This window comes from Alteraurantiacibacter buctensis, from assembly GCF_009827655.1.
Classification (GTDB): Bacteria; Pseudomonadota; Alphaproteobacteria; order Sphingomonadales; family Sphingomonadaceae; genus Alteraurantiacibacter; species Alteraurantiacibacter buctensis.
Genome location: NZ_WTYV01000005.1, coordinates 297,965 through 316,841 on the forward strand (window position 1 = coordinate 297,965; position 18,877 = coordinate 316,841).

Consider the following 18,877-nt stretch of genomic DNA (forward strand, 5'->3'; position numbering starts at 1 on the left):
GGGCCAGTCTGTTCCTGTATTGTTCTCGCCGCTTGGGGAGATTTGCCATGGCCGCCTACACCTTCTTCTTTAACCCCATGAGCCGGGCACAGATCGCCCGTTGGGCATTGCACGAGGTGGGGGCGGATTACGATCCGGTGTTCGTGGACTGGGCGGCCAAACCGCAGGCGCTGCTCGATGCCAATCCAATGGGCAAGCTGCCCACCCTGGTCCACCATACCCCGGCAGGGGACCTGGCGGTGAGCGAGGCGGCCGCCGTGTGCCACTACCTGGCCGAGGCCGAGCGGTCCGACCTGCTGCCCACGGCGGCGGAGCGGGGGAATTACTACCGCTGGCTGTTCTTCGCCGCCGGACCGCTGGAAGCGGCCGTCACCGCCAATGCGATGGGCTGGCAGGTGCCGGAAGGGCGCGAGATGATGGCCGGGTTCGGCACCTTCGAGCGCACGCTGGATGCGCTGGACCAGTGGCTTTCCGCCCACGATTTCGCCGCCGGCAAGCGCTTCACCATGGCCGACGTGTACCTGGGCAGCCAGGTGGACTGGGGCCTGCAATTCAGGTCCATGCCGGAGCGGCCCGGCTTTGCCGCCTATGCCGAACGGGTCCGCGCCCGCCCCGCCTATCAGGAAGCGAAAGCCATCGACAACGCCCTGATCGCCGCAGCGCAGGCCGGCAATTGACCTGCGCGCGGCGGGGGCCGACAACCCTGCCCATGCGCCTGCTTTCCCCTGCCATCGCCGCCCTCGTCGCCCTGGCCCTCATCGTCACCCCCGCCGCGGCGCAGCGTCAGCCGGGGGACTATCCGCCTGGTCGCGATTCGCAGGTGCAGCCCGGCGTGGCGCCGGGTGAACTGCTGGGGCCGTTCGAATTCCACGCCGCCGCCTTTCCCGGCACCGTGCGGCGTTACTGGGTCTATGTGCCCAACGGCTATGACCCCGCCAGCCCGCCTAACCTGCTGGTGTTTCAGGACGGCCAGCGGGCCACCCATCCCGATGGCTCGCTGCGAGTGCCGGTGGTGCTCGACAACCTGATCGCGGCTGGAGCCATCCCGCCAACGCTGGGGCTGTTCGTGACGCCGGGCAACCTGTCCCGGCGCTATCCCGACAACCTGGGGATGGAGAACCCGGACCACCGCTGGCAGGAATATGACGAGCTGGACGACGACTATTCGCGCCTGCTGCTTGACGAGCTGCTCCCCGAAGTCCGCCGACAGTGGGCTTTCACCGACGATCCCGCCCGCCGCGCCATCGGCGGCACCAGCAGCGGGGCGATTGCCGCCTTCACCGTGGCCTTCCGCCACCCGGAGGCCTTCGGCAACGTGATCTCGTTCGTCGGCAGCTATGTCGCCATCGCCGCGCAGGAAGCTGGTCCCGCCGCCGCGCCGTTGCCGGCGGGTGACCTGTACCCCCGCCTGATCCGCCACACCCCGCCCCGCCCGCTGAAAGTGTTCCTGCAGGACGGATCGGCCGACCTCGACAACGAACACGGCAACTGGTTCCTGGCCAACCAGCAGATGCTGGCGGCGATGGAATACGCCAATCGCGCGGCGGATGAGGCGGGGTTGCCTGGCCCCCGCTACCAGGTGGCGCACGAATGGGGCGACGGCGCGCATTCTGACGCCCACGGCAGCGCGATCCTGCCCGATGTGCTGCGCTGGCTGTGGGGCACACCTTGAGGCCCAGCCTGCGCCGGGACTCGTGCCGAGACGCCAATCCAACAGCGTCAGACGCCATAAATCGCTGTAAAAAAAAGGAAATCCGCGCGGCCGGTGCGGCGCCGGGTGGCGCTCTCGCACGGGGCTGCCGGGCATGCGCGAACGGACCGGGCCTGCCTGGCGGGGCGCATCGGTCACCGTTCCTGTGGGCGGGAGTGGCCCGTGGCTGGCGGGGGAACTCGCTTTGCGGCCCGCCTGTCACGGCGCGGCTGATCGTGCCGCGCCAGTGCCGGGTGCGTGGCCAGCCTTCGGAGAGCCTTCCTGCTGCGGGTGGGCCTGTCGTCTTCGCGAGAGGCGCCCGGTGGGCGAGGTTGCAAAGGGGCAGGCGCCCGGATCATCCACCCGCCGCTTCCGGTTGTGGCTTGCACGTGGCTTGGGTAACCCCGTGCCATGCGCCGCCACACCGGCCGCGTTGCTCTGGTGAGCAAAGGCCAGAGAGGGTCGACATCCCCGCTGGACCGGCCACACACACCTAACCTAAATGGTTATAATTGTCAATAGCAATTGCCAATCAGGCGTAGGCGCGCGCCTTCTTCAGCACCTGGTAGGCTTCCACCACCCGCTGCAACCGCCCTTCGTGCCGCCGGTCGCCGCCGTTGCGATCCGGGTGGTAGCGGCGCACCAGCTCGGAATAGCGGCGCCGCAGCACGGTCCGGTCATCGGTGACACTCAACCCCAGCACGCCCAGCGCCTGGTGCTCAGCGGGGGTGAAGCGGGCGTGTTCCTGCGCCCGGCGCATCTCGCCCGCGCGCCCCTCGGCCCGGCGACGAATGTCAGAGGCCCGCGCGCCGATGGCATCCAGCGGATCGGCAAAGTCCGCCCAGCGCGGCGCATCCCCGATTCCGGCGGTGGGGCGGAAGGCGCGCGTTTCGGTCTGCCAGCCGGCCACCGGGCTTTGCGCGGCGTAAATCTCGTCCGCGCTCATGCCCTTGAAGAAATCGTACCCGGCGTTGAACTCGCGCACGTGGTCAAGGCAGAACCACAGCCAGTCGCCCGGCCCGTCAAACCCGTGGCGGCGCGGGCCGGGCGCGCGAAATTCCCCCGCGCCGTCGCAGCCGGGGGCCATGCAGTGTCGCCCGCCATGTTCGTGGCGGCCGTGGAATTTGGGAGATGTCGTGGCCATTGGCTTGAATCTGGGGCATCGTGCGCCAGATGAAAACCCCCCAATCAGGAGATCAGCGCGTGGCCGGACCCGTTCAGAGCGAAATGGAAGCCCTGCTTGCCACTGCCTTCGCCCCCACCCGGCTGGTGGTCAGCAATGACAGCGCGCAGCACCACGGCCATTCGGGTGACGATGGCAGCGGCGAATCGCACTTCAGCGTGCTGATCGAGAGCGCGGCCTTCACCGGCAAGGGCCGGCTGGAACGCCAGCGGATGGTCAACAAGGCGCTGGGCGACATTCCCGGCACCCGCGTCCATGCGCTGGCGGTGAAGGCCGTGGCACCGGGGGAATCGGCATGAGCATTATCCAGACCGTCCAGCCGATCACCCATGACCTTGGCGGCTTCCAGGTGCGCCGCGCGGTGCCCAGCCCCACCTGCCGCATGGTCGGGCCGTTCGTCTTCGTCGACCAGTTCGGCCCCGCCCGGCTGGAACGCGGCGAAGGGATGGACGTGCGCCCGCACCCACACATCAACCTGGCCACGGTTACCTGGCTGTTCGATGGCGCGATCGACCATCGCGACAGCTTGGGCAGCTTTTCCACCATCCGCCCCGGGCAGGTGAACCTGATGACCGCCGGGCGCGGCATCGTCCATTCCGAACGCTCCCCCCAGGATGAGCGGGACAATGGCCCGGCGATGTACGGGATGCAGACCTGGCTGGCCCTGCCCGATGGCATGGAGGAGATCGAGCCCGCGTTCGAAGCGGTGACCGACCTGCCGCAGGTGGAGGACACCTGCGCCAGTGCCACGGTGATCATGGGTGAACTGTGGGGCCGCCGCGCCGCCACCACCACCCATGCGGCCACGATCTATGCCGAGATCAACCTGGCTGCCGGCGGATCGATCCCCATCGACGCCGAGGCGGACGAGCGCGCCGTCATGCTCACCGGCGGGGCCGCCACCATCGATGGCATGCCGCTGGACCTCTACGTGCTCTATGTCCTCCAACCCGGCGTGGCGATGACGCTGGCGAGCCAGTCCAGCGCCAAGGTGATGCTGCTGGGCGGTGAGGCTTTCCCCACCCGCCGCCACGTGTGGTGGAACTTCGTCTCCAGCAGCCGCGACCGCATCGAGCAGGCCAAGGCCGATTGGCGCGAGGGCCGCTTTCCGCTGGTGCCGGGGGACGAGGCAGAGTTCATCCCCATTCCGGACGTGCCCAAGACGGTGAGCTATCCCTGACCCACGGCCCGGACGGCGGGTTATTGCGTAGCGGAAGGGCCGCGCCGGAGGGAGGCATACTCTGCTTCGGCACGTGCCATTTCGGCTGTCCCTTCGGCCATCATGCGCTGGCCTTCGGTTCTGGCGCTTTCGGCTTCGCGCAGGCTCTGTTCCTCCCGGGTGATCACGGCGCGCGCATCCGCCAGGCGCCTGCGCGCCTGATCGGCATCGCTGGTGCCCCGCTCGACCATCGCCTGGCCACGATCGGTCATGTGCTGGCCGGCAGTCCACGCATCGCCATATTCGGATATGGAATCGCCGCGCGCGGTGATGCGCTCACCCGCAGTGGAGGGACGGCTGCCCGTCGCACAACCGGAAATCAGGAGAGCGCCCGCCAAAATTATCGCGAATGACAGTATTTTATTCATGATAATTTTCTTTCTAAAAATGCAAAAATATTTTGAGGCTTTGAGCCTTTAAATGCGCAATATTGTTCTATACATTCCTTATTGGCATTTGTTCCACGCATATTTTCACAGAACGTCTCGAACCGACCCGGGCTTGCTTGAATTTCGTGCGATCAGGAAGGCGGGGATGACGGCGACGACCGGCACCGCTAAAGGCCGGGTCATGAGAAAGTTCATCGCCGTCCTCACCGCATTCGCCGGTGCAACCCCCGCCATGGCTCAGGAGGCCAGAGACATCACGCAGGATTCCGCCTGGGCCAACGACCAGTTGAGCGCCCTTTACGCCCTTACGCCCGAAGACGGCTGGTATGTGCTGGATGGCGGGGTGCGCATGCGCCGTACCGCCGGCGATGGCACCGGCCCTGCGCCCACGGTGCGCGATACGGTGACGGTGAACTACACCGGCCGCCTGACCACGGGCGAGGTGTTCGATTCCACGCGCGGCCGCCGCCCGGCAACCTTCCCGCTGGGCCAGCTTGTGCGCGCCTGGCAGGTGGCCATCCCCTATATGGGCATCGGTGACACCATCGAGATCGCCGTGCCTGCCGAGATGGGCTACGGCGCGCGCGGTGCGGGGCCGATCCCGCCCAATGCCACGCTTTTCTTCGAGATCGAGCTGCTGGACGTGATGGTGGCACCGGGGCGGTAAGATTACTGCTCCCCGCTCGCATGCGGGCGGGGTGGCTTACGCCACCCAATCCACCCAGGCCCCGTGCGGGTGGGCTTCGGCAAGCTGGATCCACTCCGCGCCGCCGCCCTGAGCGTCATTGGGCCAGTAGCACACGGTCAACTCGTGGCGGAAGGTCACGCGGTTGGTTTCGAGGCGGATCCACGCGAACGGCCGCTCCGCCGTCGCCGCTGCGCCCGCCTCCTCCAGCATGGCCCGGATCGCGGCGCGCTTCTCCGCCGGCAGGTATTGCCACATGATCGTGTGGAACACTGCGCGGGTCACGCCCGCCTGCTGCGGCCGCGCCAGTCGCTGGCGGACGAACTCCTCGGCATCCATCGCCACCAGATCGGGCTTGCGCTCACCCGCCAGGGCAATCGCCGCGTCCATCCGCACCATGCGTTCCTGCGCGTCGGCCCAGATATAGCCCTTCAGCCGCTGCGCCTGCACCGGGTCGGTCAGGTCAACCGGGGCGATGTCGCAAGCGGCCAGTTCGGTAATCTGCACCGGGTTCTGCGGCGGAGCGTCCCCACGCCATTCAGGCACGATCCGCATCGGCGAATCCGTCGGGCCCGCCGTGGTGCCGCCAAGGTCATAGAAATAGCGCGCCATCATCGAATTGATGCCCGCACTGGCACCGATCTCGGTCAGCTCGAACCTTGGCCCCAACTTGCCAGAAAGCCACAGCAGCGCGCCCATCACGCTGGCGCTGCGCCCGGCCTCGTTGGTCTGCGGCGGGCCGGCGAACCACGGCAGCAGTGCGGCATCGTGCCTTTCCGCAGCGGCGCAGACGATGGCATCGATCGCCGCCTGGTCCACCACCTCGCCGCGATAGACCGGCCCCAGCGCCGGTTCCGCGCCCGACAGGTGCAGCGCATGGACCCCGCCCGCCACGCGCAGGGCCAGGGCATCTTCCATCGCCTGCCCCTGCCACTCGCGCAAAGTGCGGCCCGTTTCGCTTGGCCCGCGCATTACGGCCTTCAGCGAGCGGATGATCCGGCCGGTGATCGGCGCATCGGACTTGTCGCAATGGGCGGCGTGCCAGTCCAGCGCCGCGCCCACGTCGGCAATTTCGAATGCGACCACGCCCTTGTCCTGCCCCAACGCGATTGCCCTTTCGCCCATCTGAAACTACAGGCGCGCACATGACCAGTGGTTCCACCCCGCCGCTTACCTTTGCCGTGCCCAAGGGCCGCATTCTCGACGAGGCGCTGCCCGTGATGGCGCGCGCCGGCGTGGTGCCGCATTCTTCGTTCCACGACAAGGCCGACCGCTCGCTGGCTTTTGCGAGCGAAGACGGGGCCATGCGGATCATCCGCGTGCGCGCGTTCGACGTGGCGACCTTCGTGGCCTTCGGCGCGGCGCAGGCCGGTATTGTCGGCTCCGACGTGATCGAGGAATTCGCCTATTCCGAGCTTTACGCGCCGGTTGACCTCGCCATCGGCCATTGCCGCCTTTCGGTAGCCGAGCCCGCCGAGGGCAGCGAGTATCGCCCCGGCGTGGCCAGCCACCTGCGCGTGGCCACCAAGTATCCCAACATCACCAAGCGCTGGTTCGAACGCCAGGGCGTGCAGGCCGAGTGCGTCAAGCTGAACGGGGCGATGGAACTGGCCCCGTCGCTGGGCCTGTCGGGCCGCATCGTGGACCTGGTCTCCACCGGCAAGACGCTGGCGCAGAACGGCCTGGTGGAAAAGGATGCGATCATGCAGGTGAGCGCCCGCCTGATCGTCAACCGCGTGGCGCTGAAAACCGATCCGCGCGTGTCGGCGCTGGTCGATGCCTTCCGGCAAGCTGTCTCCGGGCAGGTGGAAGCCTGATGCAACTGCTCCGCTCGACCGACCCCGATTTCGCCGCGAGGTTTGCCCGCATCGTCAATGACCGGCGCGAGAGCGATGCCGATGTCAGCCGCGTGGTGGGCGATATCCTGGCCCGTGTGCGGATAGAGGGCGATGGCGCGCTGCGTGACCTGACCGCCCGGTTCGACAAGCACGACCTGGACAACAGTGGCTGGCAGATTTCACTGAAGGACTGCAAGGCCGCCTACAAGGCGCTGGACAAGGACTTGCGCAAGGCGCTGGACCTGGCTGCCGAACGCATCCGCGCCTACCACGAAGGCCAGCTTCCGGTCGATCGCGACCATGTGGACGAGGCCGGTGTCAGGCTTGGTGCCAAGTGGCGCGCGGTCGATGCCGCGGGTCTCTACGTCCCCGGCGGGCGGGCGGCATACCCCTCCAGCCTGCTGATGAACGCCATTCCCGCCAAGGTGGCGGGCGTGGAGCGGCTGGCCGTGGTCACCCCCACGCCGCTGGGCGAGGTCAACCCGCTGGTGCTGGCCGCCGCGCACCTGGCGGGCGTGGACGAGGTGTGGCGAGTGGGCGGCGCGCAGGGGGTGGCGGCGCTGGCCTATGGCACCGCAACCATCAAGCCGGTCGATGTCATCACCGGCCCCGGCAATGCCTTCGTGGCCGAGGCCAAGCGCCAGTTGTTCGGCGTGGTCGGCATCGACATGGTGGCCGGCCCCAGCGAAATCCTGGTGATTGCCGACAACCGCAACGATCCGGACTGGATTGCCGCCGACCTGCTCAGCCAGGCCGAGCACGATCCCAGCGCGCAATCGATCCTGATTACCGACGATGCCGCCTTCGCCGCCGTGGTGGAGGATGCGCTGGACGTGACCTGCGCCGACCTGTCCACCAACCGCGTGGCCCGCGAAAGCTGGGACGACTTCGGCGTGATCATCGTGGTGCAGGATCTGGCGAAGGAAGCCCCTGCCCTGGCCAACCGCCTGGCAGCCGAGCACGTGGAGATTGCCACCGACGATCCGGAAGCGATCTTCGCGCAGATCCGCCATGCCGGTTCGGTGTTCCTGGGCCGCCATACGCCGGAGGCTGTGGGCGACTATGTGGCCGGCCCCAACCACGTGCTGCCCACCGGGCGGCGCGCGCGCTTTGCCAGCGGCCTGTCGGTGCTCGATTTCATGAAGCGCACCAGCTTCATCCAGCTTGACGAAGCGGCGCTGGCCAGGATCGGCCCTGCCGCCGTGGCGCTGGCCCATGTCGAAGGGCTGCCCGCCCATGCCAAGTCCGTGGAGCTGCGCCTCAAATGACAGTGAACCCCCGTTCCACCGCCCGCTCCGCCGCGCGGCTCGCCGCCGTCCAGGCGCTGTACCAGCACCACATGGAGAAGACCCCGCAGGCCCGCCTGCTCGACGAGTTCCACCAGCATCGGCTGGGCGCGGAAATCGAGGACGAGCAATATGCCGAAGCCGAGGTCGATTTCTTCGATGACCTGGTGATCGGTGCCCTCGCCCGCATGGACGAGGTCGATGCCCTGATCGTGGAGCGGCTGGCCGAAGGCTGGACGCTGGCCCGGCTGGACAAGACCATGGTGCAGATTCTGCGCGCCGGCACCTATGAGCTTCTGGCCCGGCCCGACGTGTCGAAGGCCACCGTGATCAGCGAATACGTGGACGTGGCCCACGCCTTCTTCGACGAGCGTGAGGCGAAGTTCGTCAACGGCGTGCTGGATGCCGTGGCCAAGGCGGTGCGGTGAGCCGCGAGGCCACTTTCATCGACAGCCTCCGCGCGCTGGCCACCCATCCCGCCGCGCGCAACCTGGAAGACGATTGCGCCGTGCTGGAGCTGGGCAGCGAAACGCTGGTGCTGACTCACGACATGCTGGTGGCAGGCACCCATTACCTGCCGGGTGCCGACATGGCGGACGTGGCGTGGAAGCTGGTGGCCACCAACCTGTCGGACCTTGCCGCCAAGGGAGCGCAGCCGCTCGGCGTGCTGCTGGGGCATATGCTGGGTGCCGGGGACGAACGGTTCGTTGCCGGGCTGGCGGAGGTTCTGGCGCATTACAACGTGCCGCTGCTGGGTGGCGATACCGCGTCAGGAACCGGCACCCGCAGCCACGGCCTGACCGCGCTGGGCCGCGCCACGCATACCCCCGTCCCCTCGCGCGGCGGTGCCCAAGTGGGCGATGGGGTTTGGCTGACCGGGCAGGTAGGCGCGGCCATGCTGGGGTTCGAGGCGCTGCGGGATGCGACCGGCGCAGATCATGCGGCCTATTCCCGCCCAACCCCAAGGCTGGTGGAAGGGCAGGCCCTCGCCCCACTCGCCTCGGCGATGATGGACGTATCCGACGGCCTGCTGCTCGATGCCTTCCGCATGGCGCAGGCGAGCCAGGTCTCGTTGGCGATCGACATCGCCAGCGTGCCGGTGGCCGATCCGGCCCGGCGCATGGCCTGCCTGACCTGGGGGGACGATTACGAACTGCTGTTCACCCTGCCCCCGGGATGCAAGGTTGGCGTGAATGCGACCCGCATCGGCACGGTGGAACCGCGCGGGTTTGCCCCGCTGTTCGTGGATGGTGAGCCGGTTACCAACCCGCAGGGGCTGGGTTACACCCATAAATGATCCGCCGCGCGGGTTAATGCATCCTTACCCCCTTGCGCACCTCTTGCATGGCCGATAGCCCTGTGCACCTCGAAAAAGGCGGACCCGGAAACCCGGGCCGTTCCCATTTGGAAGAGGGGGTATACGGGTCATGGACCTCGTAGTTTTATCAATCATTCTTGGTGCGCTGGCCGTCGTCTACGGCTTCGTCACCAGCCGGCAGGTGCTCAGCGCCGATGCCGGTAACGCCAAGATGCAGGAAATCGCCGCCGCCATCCAGGAAGGCGCGCAAGCCTATCTGAAGCGGCAGTACACCACCATCGCCATCGTGGGCGTGGTGGTGGCCGTGCTGGTCTTCGCGTTCCTGGGCGCGGTTCCGGCCATCGGCTTCGTCATCGGCGCGATCCTGTCGGGCGTGGCCGGGTTCATCGGCATGAACATTTCGGTCCGCTCCAACGTGCGCACTGCGCAGGCGGCCTCCACCGGCCTGCAGGCGGGCCTGACTCTGGCCTTCCGCGCCGGCGCGATCACCGGCATGCTGGTGGCCGGCCTGGCGCTGCTCGCCATTGCCGGGTTCTACTGGTACCTGACCGGCCCCGGCGGCTACAGCGTGGGCGGGGAAGACCGCACCGTTGTGGATGGCCTGGTGGGCCTGGCCTTCGGTGCCTCGCTCATCTCGATCTTCGCGCGCCTTGGCGGCGGCATCTTCACCAAGGCGGCCGACGTGGGCGCCGACCTGGTGGGCAAGGTGGAAGCCGGCATCCCCGAGGATGACCCCCGCAACCCCGCCGTGATCGCCGACAACGTGGGCGACAACGTGGGCGACTGTGCGGGCATGGCCGCCGACCTGTTCGAGACCTACGTGGTCACCGTGGGCGCCACCATGGTGCTCACCGCGCTGCTGCTGAAGGGTGCGGAACTGCTGCCTGCGCTGATGGCGCTGCCGCTGCTGATCGGCGGCGTGTGCATCGTCACCTCGATCATCGGCACCTATTTCGTCCGCCTTGGCGGCGGCACGAACGTGATGGGCGCGATGTACAAGGGCTTCCTGGTTTCCGCCGTGCTCGCCATTCCGGCGATCTGGTGGGCCACCGGCTATGCCCTGGGCGACATGGAAGCGACCGTGGCAACGCTGGGGACGACCGACATCATCGGCCGCCACCTGTTCTATTGCTCGCTGCTGGGTCTGGTCATCACCGGCCTGATCATCTGGATTACCGAGTATTACACCGGCACGGGTTTCCGCCCGGTCCGCTCGATCGCCAAGGCTTCGGAAACGGGCCACGGCACCAACGTGATCCAGGGCCTGGCGATCAGCCTGGAATCGACCGCGCTGCCCACGCTGGTGATCGTGGCGGGCATCATCATCGCCTACCAGCTCGCCGGCCTCATCGGCATCGCCTATTCGGCCACGGCCATGCTGGCGCTGGCTGGCATGGTGGTGGCGCTGGACGCCTATGGCCCCGTGACCGACAATGCCGGCGGCATTGCCGAAATGGCCGGGCTGGATGACAGCGTGCGCGAAAAGACCGACCTGCTGGATGCCGTGGGCAACACCACCAAGGCGGTGACCAAGGGCTATGCCATCGGTTCCGCCGGCCTTGCCGCACTGGTGCTGTTTGCCGCCTACACCACCGACCTCAAGGAGTTCTTCCCCTTGCTGACCGTCGATTTCAGCCTGGAGAACCCCTATGTGATCGTGGGCCTGCTGCTGGGCGCGTTGCTGCCCTACCTGTTCGGGGCCATGGGCATGACCGCCGTGGGCCGCGCTGCGGGTGACGTGGTGATCGACGTGCGCAACCAGTTCCGCGACAATCCGGGCATCATGGCGGGCACCAGCAAGCCCGATTATGCCCGCACGGTGGACCTGGTGACCAAGGCGGCGATCAAGGAGATGATCATTCCTTCGCTGCTGCCGGTACTGGCCCCGATCGTGGTCTACTTCGTGATTGCCGCCATCGCCGGCCAGGCCAACGGCTTTGCCGCGCTGGGCGCGCTGCTGCTGGGCGTGATCGTGGGCGGCCTGTTCGTGGCCCTGTCCATGACCGCCGGTGGTGGTGCGTGGGACAACGCCAAGAAGTACATCGAGGACGGCAACCACGGCGGCAAGGGCTCGGAAGCCCACAAGGCCGCCGTCACGGGTGACACCGTGGGCGATCCCTACAAGGATACCGCCGGCCCCGCCGTCAACCCGATGATCAAGATCACCAACATCGTGGCCCTGCTGCTGCTGGCCGCGCTCGCCTGATCCTGGCACCCAACCGGCCGTAACAGGCCAACCGACCCTGCCCGGTTTTTGTGACCGGGCAGGGTTTTGTTTACCCTTGGCGTTAGGCTTTCCTTGTCCCAGCCGTCCTAGGGCGGAATGACCGGATTACCCGGTGAACCCGAGGGAAACCTTAACGCCGATGTCCCGCCTGGCCCCGCACGCGATCGAGCGCCTGCCGCTGGTCTCTCCCCCGCCGGAGAGTGACGCGCCCGCGCGCGCGCAGGTGCGGCTGGTGCTGCGGCCCTGGGCCGATTGCGACACTGCGCAGCAACGCGCCGCATGGGATGCCCTGGCGGCGCGGACAGCGGAGCCCAACCCGTTCTACGAAAGCTGGTTCCTGCTCCCCTCGCTGCGCGCGCTTGATCCGCAAGGATCGGTCAGCCTCGCCTGCCTGGAGGTGGACGGGCAGCTTGCCGGCCTGCTGCCGCTGCGGCGGTATTCCTCGTATTATGGCTATCCCCTGCCCCACTTGCGCGGCTGGGTGCATGACAATGCTTTCTGCGGCCTGCCGCTGGTGGCTGCGGGCATGGAAGCGTTGTTCTGGCGCGAACTGCTGGCCCATTGCGATGCCCACGCCGGACGCGCGCTGTTCCTGCACCTGCTGCACATGCCCACCGACAGCGCCCTGCACACCTCGCTGAAAGGCCTGCTGGCGGGCGAGCGGCGCAAGGCCGCCAGCGTGCAGGTGGAGGAGCGGGCCATGTTGGCCTCGCGCCTGTCGCCCGAAGCCTATCTGGAAGCCTCGCTCGCGGGCAAGAAACGCAAGGAACTGCGCCGCCAGCAGCGCCGGCTGGAGGAGCTGGGTCCGCTGGCCACTACCCACGCCCGCACGCCGGACGAAGTGGCCGCCTGGGTCGAGCGCTTCCTGGCGCTGGAGGCGCGCGGCTGGAAGGGCCAGGCCGGCTCTGCCATCGCCAGCGATCCGGCCAATGCCGCCTGGTTCCGCGCCGCCCTGGTTGCGGGGGCCGAAGCGGGCCGCGTGGAATGCCTGGCGCTGGAGCAGAACGGCCAACCGCTGGCCATGCTGGCCAACTTCATCACCGCGCCGGGTGCCTATTCGTTCAAGACCGCCTTTGCCGAGGACTTTGCCCGCTTCTCGCCCGGCGTGCTGCTGCAGGTGGCCAACCTGGCCCTGCTGGAACGCCCGGAGATCGCCTGGACCGACAGTTGCGCAGCGGCGGACCACCTGATGATCGACCATTTCTGGCGCGAGCGGCGGCGCGTGGCCAGGCATTCCATCGCCATTGGCGGACAGGCCCGGCAGGCCCTGTTCGGCCTGTTGTTGCGGCACGAAATCGGCCATGCGCCGGGGGGACTAGCATGATTGAACCACGCGGACGACCTGTCGGCACTCCTGCGCCCGGCCGGGCGGTGTTCGGGCAGCACGCCCGGGCAGACTTCGCCTCGTCCTATCCCGAAGGGCCGCACAAGCTGGTCCACGAGCTGAACGAGCATCCGCTGCTGGCGCTCGACGCCCTGGCCGAACTGGGCGAGGCGCTGCCGGATGCCAGCGTGGAATACAACCGGGGCGATCTGCCAGTGGGCATCACCGGCAAGCCCGGCCCCACCGGCCTCACCATCGGCCAGACGATCCGCAACATCGCCACATCCAACAGCTGGGCCGCGCTCAAGAACATCGAGCAGGTGCCCACCTATGCCGCGCTGCTGCACGACCTGCTGGGCGAACTGCGCCCGATCATCGAACGCAAGACCGGCAGGATGATGAAACCGCAGGGCTTCATCTTCATCTCCAGCCCCGATGCGGTGACGCCGTACCACTTCGATCCGGAGCACAACATCCTGCTGCAACTGCGCGGCAGCAAGGTGATGACCGTGTTCCCGCCGGGGGACAGCCGCTTCGCCCCGGACGAGGTACATGAGACCTATCACCTGGGCGGCGCGCGCGAGTTGCGCTGGAACGAGGCGCTGGCGCGCGACGGGATGCCTTTCCAGCTTGCCCCGGGCGAAGCGCTCTACGTGCCGGTGATGGCGCCGCATTTCGTGCACAACGGCCCCGCCGTGTCGATCTCGCTGTCGATCACCTGGCGCAGCGAGTGGAGCTTTGCCGAGGCCGATGCCCGCGCCTTCAACGGCTTGCTGCGCCGCTGGGGCCTGCACCCGGCCCCGCCCCGACGTTGGCCACGCCGCAACCGCGCCAAGGCCCTGGCCTGGCGGCTGCTGCGGCGACTGCCGGGGGTGAACCGCGCGTAACCTTTGCGTCGGCGAAACAGTCCGCCTCCGCCTGTCGCACCGGCGGCACGCTGCGGTTGACTGGCCCGCCGCTACAGACCATGGGGCATGCGATGGCAACCCAGGCCCGATCCACTCCTACGCCGGAACAACTGGTCGCCGACCTCATGCTGCTGCTCGACCTTGAGCCGCGCGGGGGTGACCTGTTCGTCGGCCGCAAGCATCCCGATGGCATGGGCCGCGTGTTCGGCGGCCAGGCGCTGGCCCAGGCGCTGGGCGCGGCGCGGCGCACCGTGCCGGCGGAACGACACACCCATTCGCTGCACGCCTATTTCCTGCGTCCCGGCAACGATGCCTATCCGATCGAATTCCGCGTGAAGCGCGATCTCGACGGCCGCAGCTTCTCCAACCGCCGCGTGGTCGCCAGCCAGCAGGGTGAGCCGATCCTCAACCTCACCGCCAGCTTCCACCTGCCGCAGGAAGGCCTAAGCCACCAGGACGCGGTGATGCCCAACGTGCCGCAGCCCGAAGACCTGCGCCCGGATTCGGAAATCCGCGCCGAAGTGGCGCAGCACCTGCCCGATGGCCCGCTGAAGCGCTTCATGCTGCGCCCGCGCGCGATCGATTTCCGCTCGGTGGAGCCGCGTGACTGGCTCGATCCGCAGAAGCGCCCCGCCATGGCCCACTGCTGGTTCCGCACCGTGGCGCAACTGCCCGACTATCGCCCGGTCCACCGCGCGGTGCTGACCTATGCGTCGGACTTCCAGCTCCTCTCCACCGCGATGAACCCGCACGGCCTGTCCATGCACCTGGGTCAGTTGAAGGCGGCCAGCCTGGACCACGCAGTATGGTTCCACGGCAATTTCCGCGCCGACGAATGGCTGCTCTACGTTACCGACAGCCCGTGGTCCGGCATGTCGCGCGGGTTCGGCCGCGGCCAGATATTCACCCGCGACGGCCGCCTGGTGGCCAGCGTGGCGCAGGAAGGCATGCTGCGCGCGGTGTGATCCCTACCCCGCCGCGTGGTAGAAATCGTAGATCTGCTGCGCCACGCTGGCGCTCACCCCCGGCACCCGCTTCAGGTCATCCAGCGCCGCCGCGCGCACCTTGCCCGCCGTGCCGAAGTGCAGCAGCAGCGCGCGCTTGCGGGCGGGGCCGATGCCGGGAATTTCGTCCAGCGGTGATGCGCTGATTGCCCGGCTGCGCTTGTCGCGGTGGGCGCCGATGGCATAGCGGTGGACCTCGTCACGCAGGCGCTGGAGATAGAACAGAACGGGTGAATTGGTGGGCAGCATCTTCTCGCGCCCGTCGGGGAAGTGGAACACCTCGCGCCCCTCGCGCCCGTGATGCGGGCCCTTGGCGATGGCGATCAGCGGCACGTCCTCGATGCCGAGTTCCTCCAGCGTGTCGCGCACCGCGCTCATCTGGCCCTTGCCGCCGTCGATCAGCACCAGGTCGGGCCACATGCCCTGCTCGCGCTCCGGGTCTTCCTCCAATGCGCGGGAGAAGCGGCGCTGCATGACCTCGCGCATCATCGCGAAGTCGTCGTTGGTCTGGGCGCTGCGGATGTTGAACTTGCGGTACTGGTTCTTCACCAGCCCCTCGGGGCCAGCGACGACCATCGCCCCCAGCGCCTTGGTGCCTTGGATATGGCTGTTGTCATACACCTCGATCCGCTGAGGCACGTCGGCCAGCTCCAGGAACTCGGTCATTTCGCGCAGCACGCGGGCTTGCGTGCCGGTTTCCGCCAGCCGCCGGTCCAGCGCTTCCACGGCGTTGCGGCTGGCCTGCTCCAGCAGCCGCCGCCGGTCACCCCGCTGGGGCTGGGAAATCTCGACCTTGCGGCCCGCCAACTCGCCGAACGCCTGCTCCAGCAGCTCGCGCTCGGGCAGTTCGCGGTCGACCAGGATGGTGCGCGGCGGGGGCACTTCCTCGTAGAACTGGGCCAGCACGCGGGCCAGCACCTCGTCCTCGCTCACGTCCTGCGTGTGGCTGGGGAAGAAGGCGCGGTGGCCCCAGTTCTGCCCGCCACGCACGAAGAAGCCCTGCACCGCGATGTGCCCGCCCTTGGCGGCCAGCGCGAACACGTCGGCATCGCCCACCCCGGCGGCGTTGACCGCCTGCGTGCCCTGGATGAAGGTGGCGGCGCGGAGGCGATCGCGCAGCATGGCGGCGGTCTCGAAATCCAGGTTTTCCGCCGCTTCCTGCATCTGCCGTTCGATCTTGCGCTGCACGGCGTCGCTCTTGCCGGACAGGAAATCCTTCGCCTCGGCCACCAGCTCGGCATAGCCGGCCTCGTCGATCCGCCCCACGCAGGGGGCCGAACAGCGCTTGATCTGGTACAGCAGGCACGGCCGGTCACGTCGGCTGAAGAAGCTGTCGGTGCAGCTCCGCAGCAGGAACAGCTTCTGCAGCGCGTTGATCGTGGTGTTGACCGATCCGGCACTGGCGAAGGGGCCGTAATAATTGCCCACCGCCTTCCTCGCCCCGCGATGCTTCATGATGCGGGGAAAATCGTGCCCGGCCCGCAGCAGGATGAAGGGGAAGCTTTTATCATCGCGCAGCAGCACGTTGTAGGGCGGGCGGAAACGCTTGATGAACTGCGCTTCCAGCAGCAGCGCCTCGGCCTCGGAGTTGGTGGTGACGATCTCCATCGCCCGCGTCTGGCTGACCATGCGCTGCAGGCGGTTGGTGAGGTTTGCCACCTGGGTATAGTTGGCCACGCGGTTCTTCAGCGCCCGCGCCTTGCCCACGTAGAGCACGTCGCCCCTGGCATCGAGCATCCGGTAGACGCCCGGCTTGGGCTTCAGCGTGCGGACCACCTCGCGGATGGCTTCTACCCCGGCGTTCAGGTCCGGCTGGCCGGACCCGCCCGCCGTGCCCTTCACCGTGTAGGCCGCGCGCTCCTCGTGGAAGCGTTCCTTCCCGCGCGGATCGGGCGGGCTTCCTGCGGGGGTGCGGCTCATGTGCCGGGAGATAGCCACGGCCCGGCGGTTTCTCAATCACCCGCCCGGCGTTTTGCAGGGGACAGCGGCTAAGCAAACGTCCTTAACAGGGCCCTACCCTTTCGCCGATACTCTTGGGGTATGGCACCACCTGCAACGCACTGGTGGGATCGAAACGGATGAGTGACGGCATTCTGGGATGGCTTGGCCTGCGGCGCCCCGGTGGTGCGCTGGACATGATCGAGCCTGCGGAAGACTCCGCTGTCCTGACCCCGCAGGAACGCGGGCGCAACCTGCGCCTGCGGCTGGTGGGCGCGATCGGCGAGTTCCTGGTGGAGCACGACCTGGAGATCACCCCTCATAACCTGGCCATCGCCCACAGCGCGGTATCCGGCCTCAACCCCCGGCTGATGCGCAAGATCGCCCGCCAGCGCGAAAGCGGCGTGGCCGTCACGCAGGACTGGCTGGACACCGTCACCGCCAGCGAGGCGAAGGAAGAGGACAAGGCGGTCGAGCAACTGATCGGCCAGCTCGAGGATACCATCGCCCAGTTCAAGCGCAGCACCCACACCGCCCACACCGCCAGCCGCGAGTATGGCGATGCCCTGGCCGAACATGTCGACAAGCTGGATAAGGTGCCCGACGCGGGCGACATGATCAGCGAGCTGGCGACCTATGCCCGCGCCATGCTGAAGCGCTCGCGCCGCGCGGAAGCCGAACTGCGCCAGAGCGAGGAGGAAGCCGCCAACCTGCGCCACACACTGGACCGGGCGCGGCGCGATGCGGAAATCGACTTCCTGACCGGCCTGCCCAACCGCCGCGCCTTCGAGGCGGAACTGCGCCGCAACTACGATGAAGCCCGCAGCTCCGGCGAGCCGCTGTGCCTGGCCTTCTGCGACATCGACCACTTCAAGTCGGTCAACGATACCCACGGCCACGATGCGGGTGACCGGGTGATCTGCGTGGTGGCCAAGACCCTGTCCGAAATCTCCGGCCACAGGTGCCACATCGCCCGCCACGGCGGCGAGGAGTTCGTGATGCTGTTTCGCGGCAGCCACCAGCATGCCGCCTTCGAGGCGCTGGACGAGGCAAGGGCCGCGCTGGCCGCGCGCAAGCTGGTCAACCGGCGCAACAAGCTACCGTTCGGCCAGATCACCTTTTCCGGCGGGATTGCCGACGTGTTCGCCTATGCCACGCCCAACGAAGCGCTCGCCGCCGCCGACGAAGCGCTTTACCGCGCCAAGGAAGGCGGCCGCAACCGCATCGAGCTGGCCGTGCCGCAGGTGCAGGCGAAAGCCGCCTAGAACACCTTGCGGAACTCGATCTCGAAGCTGCGACCGATCGGATCGATCAGGAACGGCTGGTAGCGCAGCGGCACGTTGCCCGCGCTGTCCGTCACCCGCTGGCGGGTGTCGAACAGGTTGTCCATCGCAAAGCCGATGCGCGTGCCCTTCAGGAACGGCACGGCTTCCACCAGGCTGGCCTGCTGGCCCAGGTCGGCAAAGGCGCGGAAGTTGAGCGTGGCATAGTCGTTGAACAGCAGGTCGCTGCTGCCAGCCAGCCCCGTGCCGCCCAGCACCGAGGAGCCGGTGTACTGGCCGTTCCAGATCACGCCGAAGCCCTTGTAGAAAGTGCCGACGCGCAAGTTGGCGCTGTGGCGCGCCTGGTTGCCGTCGCGGTCGAGCAGGTCGAGCACCGGGATGCCGGGGGCAATCAGCACCTCGTTCTTCAGTTCATAGGTGTATTGCAGGTTCACGAACCAGCGCCCGGCCCCGTCGCCGCCGCCCCGGCCCATGCCAAAGCCGCCGCCGGGGAAGCGGCCAGCGCCGCCGCCCGCGCCTGCTGCGGGAGGACCGCCGGCAGCGCCGCCCGCGGGAGGGCCGCCAGCAGGGGGGGCGCCCGCAGCC

Annotated in this window: 18 protein-coding genes and 1 pseudogene; 14 read left to right on the forward strand and 5 right to left on the reverse strand. The window is 67.9% G+C overall.

Annotated features, from left to right (window positions below):
* Positions 1-47 precede the first annotated feature (47 nt).
* Complete coding sequence (locus tag GRI99_RS13645) at positions 48-677, forward strand: glutathione S-transferase family protein (RefSeq protein ID WP_160772588.1); 630 nt, start codon at positions 48-50, stop codon at positions 675-677.
* 32 nt (positions 678-709) lie between these two features.
* Positions 710-1,672: an alpha/beta hydrolase gene (locus GRI99_RS13650; protein WP_160772589.1), complete on the forward strand. Its 963-nt coding sequence runs from the start codon at positions 710-712 to the stop codon at positions 1,670-1,672.
* Positions 1,673-2,222: 550 nt separating this feature from the next.
* On the opposite strand, the gene GRI99_RS13655 is transcribed toward GRI99_RS13650, so the two are convergent.
* A complete protein-coding gene (locus GRI99_RS13655) occupies positions 2,223-2,834 on the reverse strand; it encodes a J domain-containing protein (RefSeq protein ID WP_160772590.1) in 612 nt (203 codons plus the stop codon).
* An 83-nt stretch (positions 2,835-2,917) separates the two neighbouring features.
* Between GRI99_RS13655 and GRI99_RS13660 the strand changes: the two genes are divergently transcribed.
* A complete protein-coding gene (locus tag GRI99_RS13660) occupies positions 2,918-3,172 on the forward strand; it encodes a BolA family protein (RefSeq protein WP_160772637.1) in 255 nt (84 codons plus the stop codon).
* Positions 3,169-4,053: a pirin family protein gene (locus tag GRI99_RS13665; protein WP_160772591.1), complete on the forward strand. Its 885-nt coding sequence runs from the start codon at positions 3,169-3,171 to the stop codon at positions 4,051-4,053. Before GRI99_RS13660 ends, GRI99_RS13665 begins: the two co-directional genes overlap by 4 nt.
* A gap of 20 nt (positions 4,054-4,073) precedes the next feature.
* Here GRI99_RS13665 and GRI99_RS13670 read toward each other — a convergent pair whose 3' ends face one another.
* Entirely contained in the window at positions 4,074-4,460 is a 387-nt protein-coding gene (locus GRI99_RS13670; protein WP_160772592.1) for a hypothetical protein, read from the reverse strand.
* 202 nt (positions 4,461-4,662) lie between these two features.
* On the opposite strand from GRI99_RS13670, the gene GRI99_RS13675 reads away from it, so the two are divergent.
* Positions 4,663-5,148, forward strand: coding sequence for an FKBP-type peptidyl-prolyl cis-trans isomerase (locus GRI99_RS13675; RefSeq protein ID WP_160772593.1), 486 nt, complete (start codon positions 4,663-4,665; stop codon positions 5,146-5,148).
* Between the two features lie 36 nt (positions 5,149-5,184).
* Here GRI99_RS13675 and GRI99_RS13680 read toward each other — a convergent pair whose 3' ends face one another.
* Complete coding sequence (locus tag GRI99_RS13680; RefSeq protein WP_160772594.1) at positions 5,185-6,291, reverse strand: DUF2332 domain-containing protein; 1,107 nt, start codon at positions 6,289-6,291, stop codon at positions 5,185-5,187.
* 20 nt (positions 6,292-6,311) lie between these two features.
* Between GRI99_RS13680 and hisG the strand changes: the two genes are divergently transcribed.
* The 8 genes from hisG (at position 6,312) to GRI99_RS13720 (ending at position 15,032) form a co-directional block, all read left to right on the forward strand.
* Entirely contained in the window at positions 6,312-6,983 is a 672-nt protein-coding gene (hisG, locus tag GRI99_RS13685) for an ATP phosphoribosyltransferase (protein WP_160772595.1), read from the forward strand.
* Positions 6,983-8,272, forward strand: a complete 1,290-nt coding sequence (hisD, locus tag GRI99_RS13690) for a histidinol dehydrogenase (RefSeq protein ID WP_160772596.1) — start codon at positions 6,983-6,985, stop codon at positions 8,270-8,272. The genes hisG and hisD overlap by 1 nt, the downstream gene beginning before the upstream one ends.
* On the forward strand, positions 8,269-8,718 hold the full coding sequence (gene nusB / locus GRI99_RS13695; RefSeq protein ID WP_160772597.1) for a transcription antitermination factor NusB: 450 nt from the start codon (positions 8,269-8,271) through the stop codon (positions 8,716-8,718). The genes hisD and nusB overlap by 4 nt, the downstream gene beginning before the upstream one ends.
* Positions 8,715-9,587, forward strand: a complete 873-nt coding sequence (thiL, locus tag GRI99_RS13700; RefSeq protein WP_160772598.1) for a thiamine-phosphate kinase — start codon at positions 8,715-8,717, stop codon at positions 9,585-9,587. The genes nusB and thiL overlap by 4 nt, the downstream gene beginning before the upstream one ends.
* A 130-nt stretch (positions 9,588-9,717) precedes the next feature.
* A complete protein-coding gene (locus tag GRI99_RS13705) occupies positions 9,718-11,814 on the forward strand; it encodes a sodium-translocating pyrophosphatase (RefSeq protein WP_160772599.1) in 2,097 nt (698 codons plus the stop codon).
* A gap of 160 nt (positions 11,815-11,974) precedes the next feature.
* Entirely contained in the window at positions 11,975-13,159 is a 1,185-nt protein-coding gene (locus GRI99_RS13710; RefSeq protein ID WP_160772600.1) for a GNAT family N-acetyltransferase, read from the forward strand.
* Positions 13,156-14,046 carry a cupin-like domain-containing protein gene (locus tag GRI99_RS13715; RefSeq protein WP_160772601.1) on the forward strand — a complete coding sequence of 297 codons (891 nt, stop codon included), beginning with the start codon at positions 13,156-13,158 and terminating at the stop codon, positions 14,044-14,046. Before GRI99_RS13710 ends, GRI99_RS13715 begins: the two co-directional genes overlap by 4 nt.
* A gap of 92 nt (positions 14,047-14,138) precedes the next feature.
* A complete protein-coding gene (locus GRI99_RS13720; RefSeq protein WP_160772602.1) occupies positions 14,139-15,032 on the forward strand; it encodes an acyl-CoA thioesterase in 894 nt (297 codons plus the stop codon).
* 3 nt (positions 15,033-15,035) lie between these two features.
* Here GRI99_RS13720 and uvrC read toward each other — a convergent pair whose 3' ends face one another.
* Complete coding sequence (gene uvrC / locus GRI99_RS13725) at positions 15,036-16,991, reverse strand: excinuclease ABC subunit UvrC (RefSeq protein ID WP_160772603.1); 1,956 nt, start codon at positions 16,989-16,991, stop codon at positions 15,036-15,038.
* 158 nt (positions 16,992-17,149) lie between these two features.
* Between uvrC and GRI99_RS13730 the strand changes: the two genes are divergently transcribed.
* A complete protein-coding gene (locus GRI99_RS13730) occupies positions 17,150-18,274 on the forward strand; it encodes a sensor domain-containing diguanylate cyclase (RefSeq protein WP_237438344.1) in 1,125 nt (374 codons plus the stop codon).
* Here GRI99_RS13730 and GRI99_RS13735 read toward each other — a convergent pair.
* A pseudogene (locus GRI99_RS13735) lies at positions 18,271-18,877 on the reverse strand (TonB-dependent receptor); the annotation flags it as partial. The gene GRI99_RS13730 and the pseudogene GRI99_RS13735 overlap by 4 nt on opposite strands.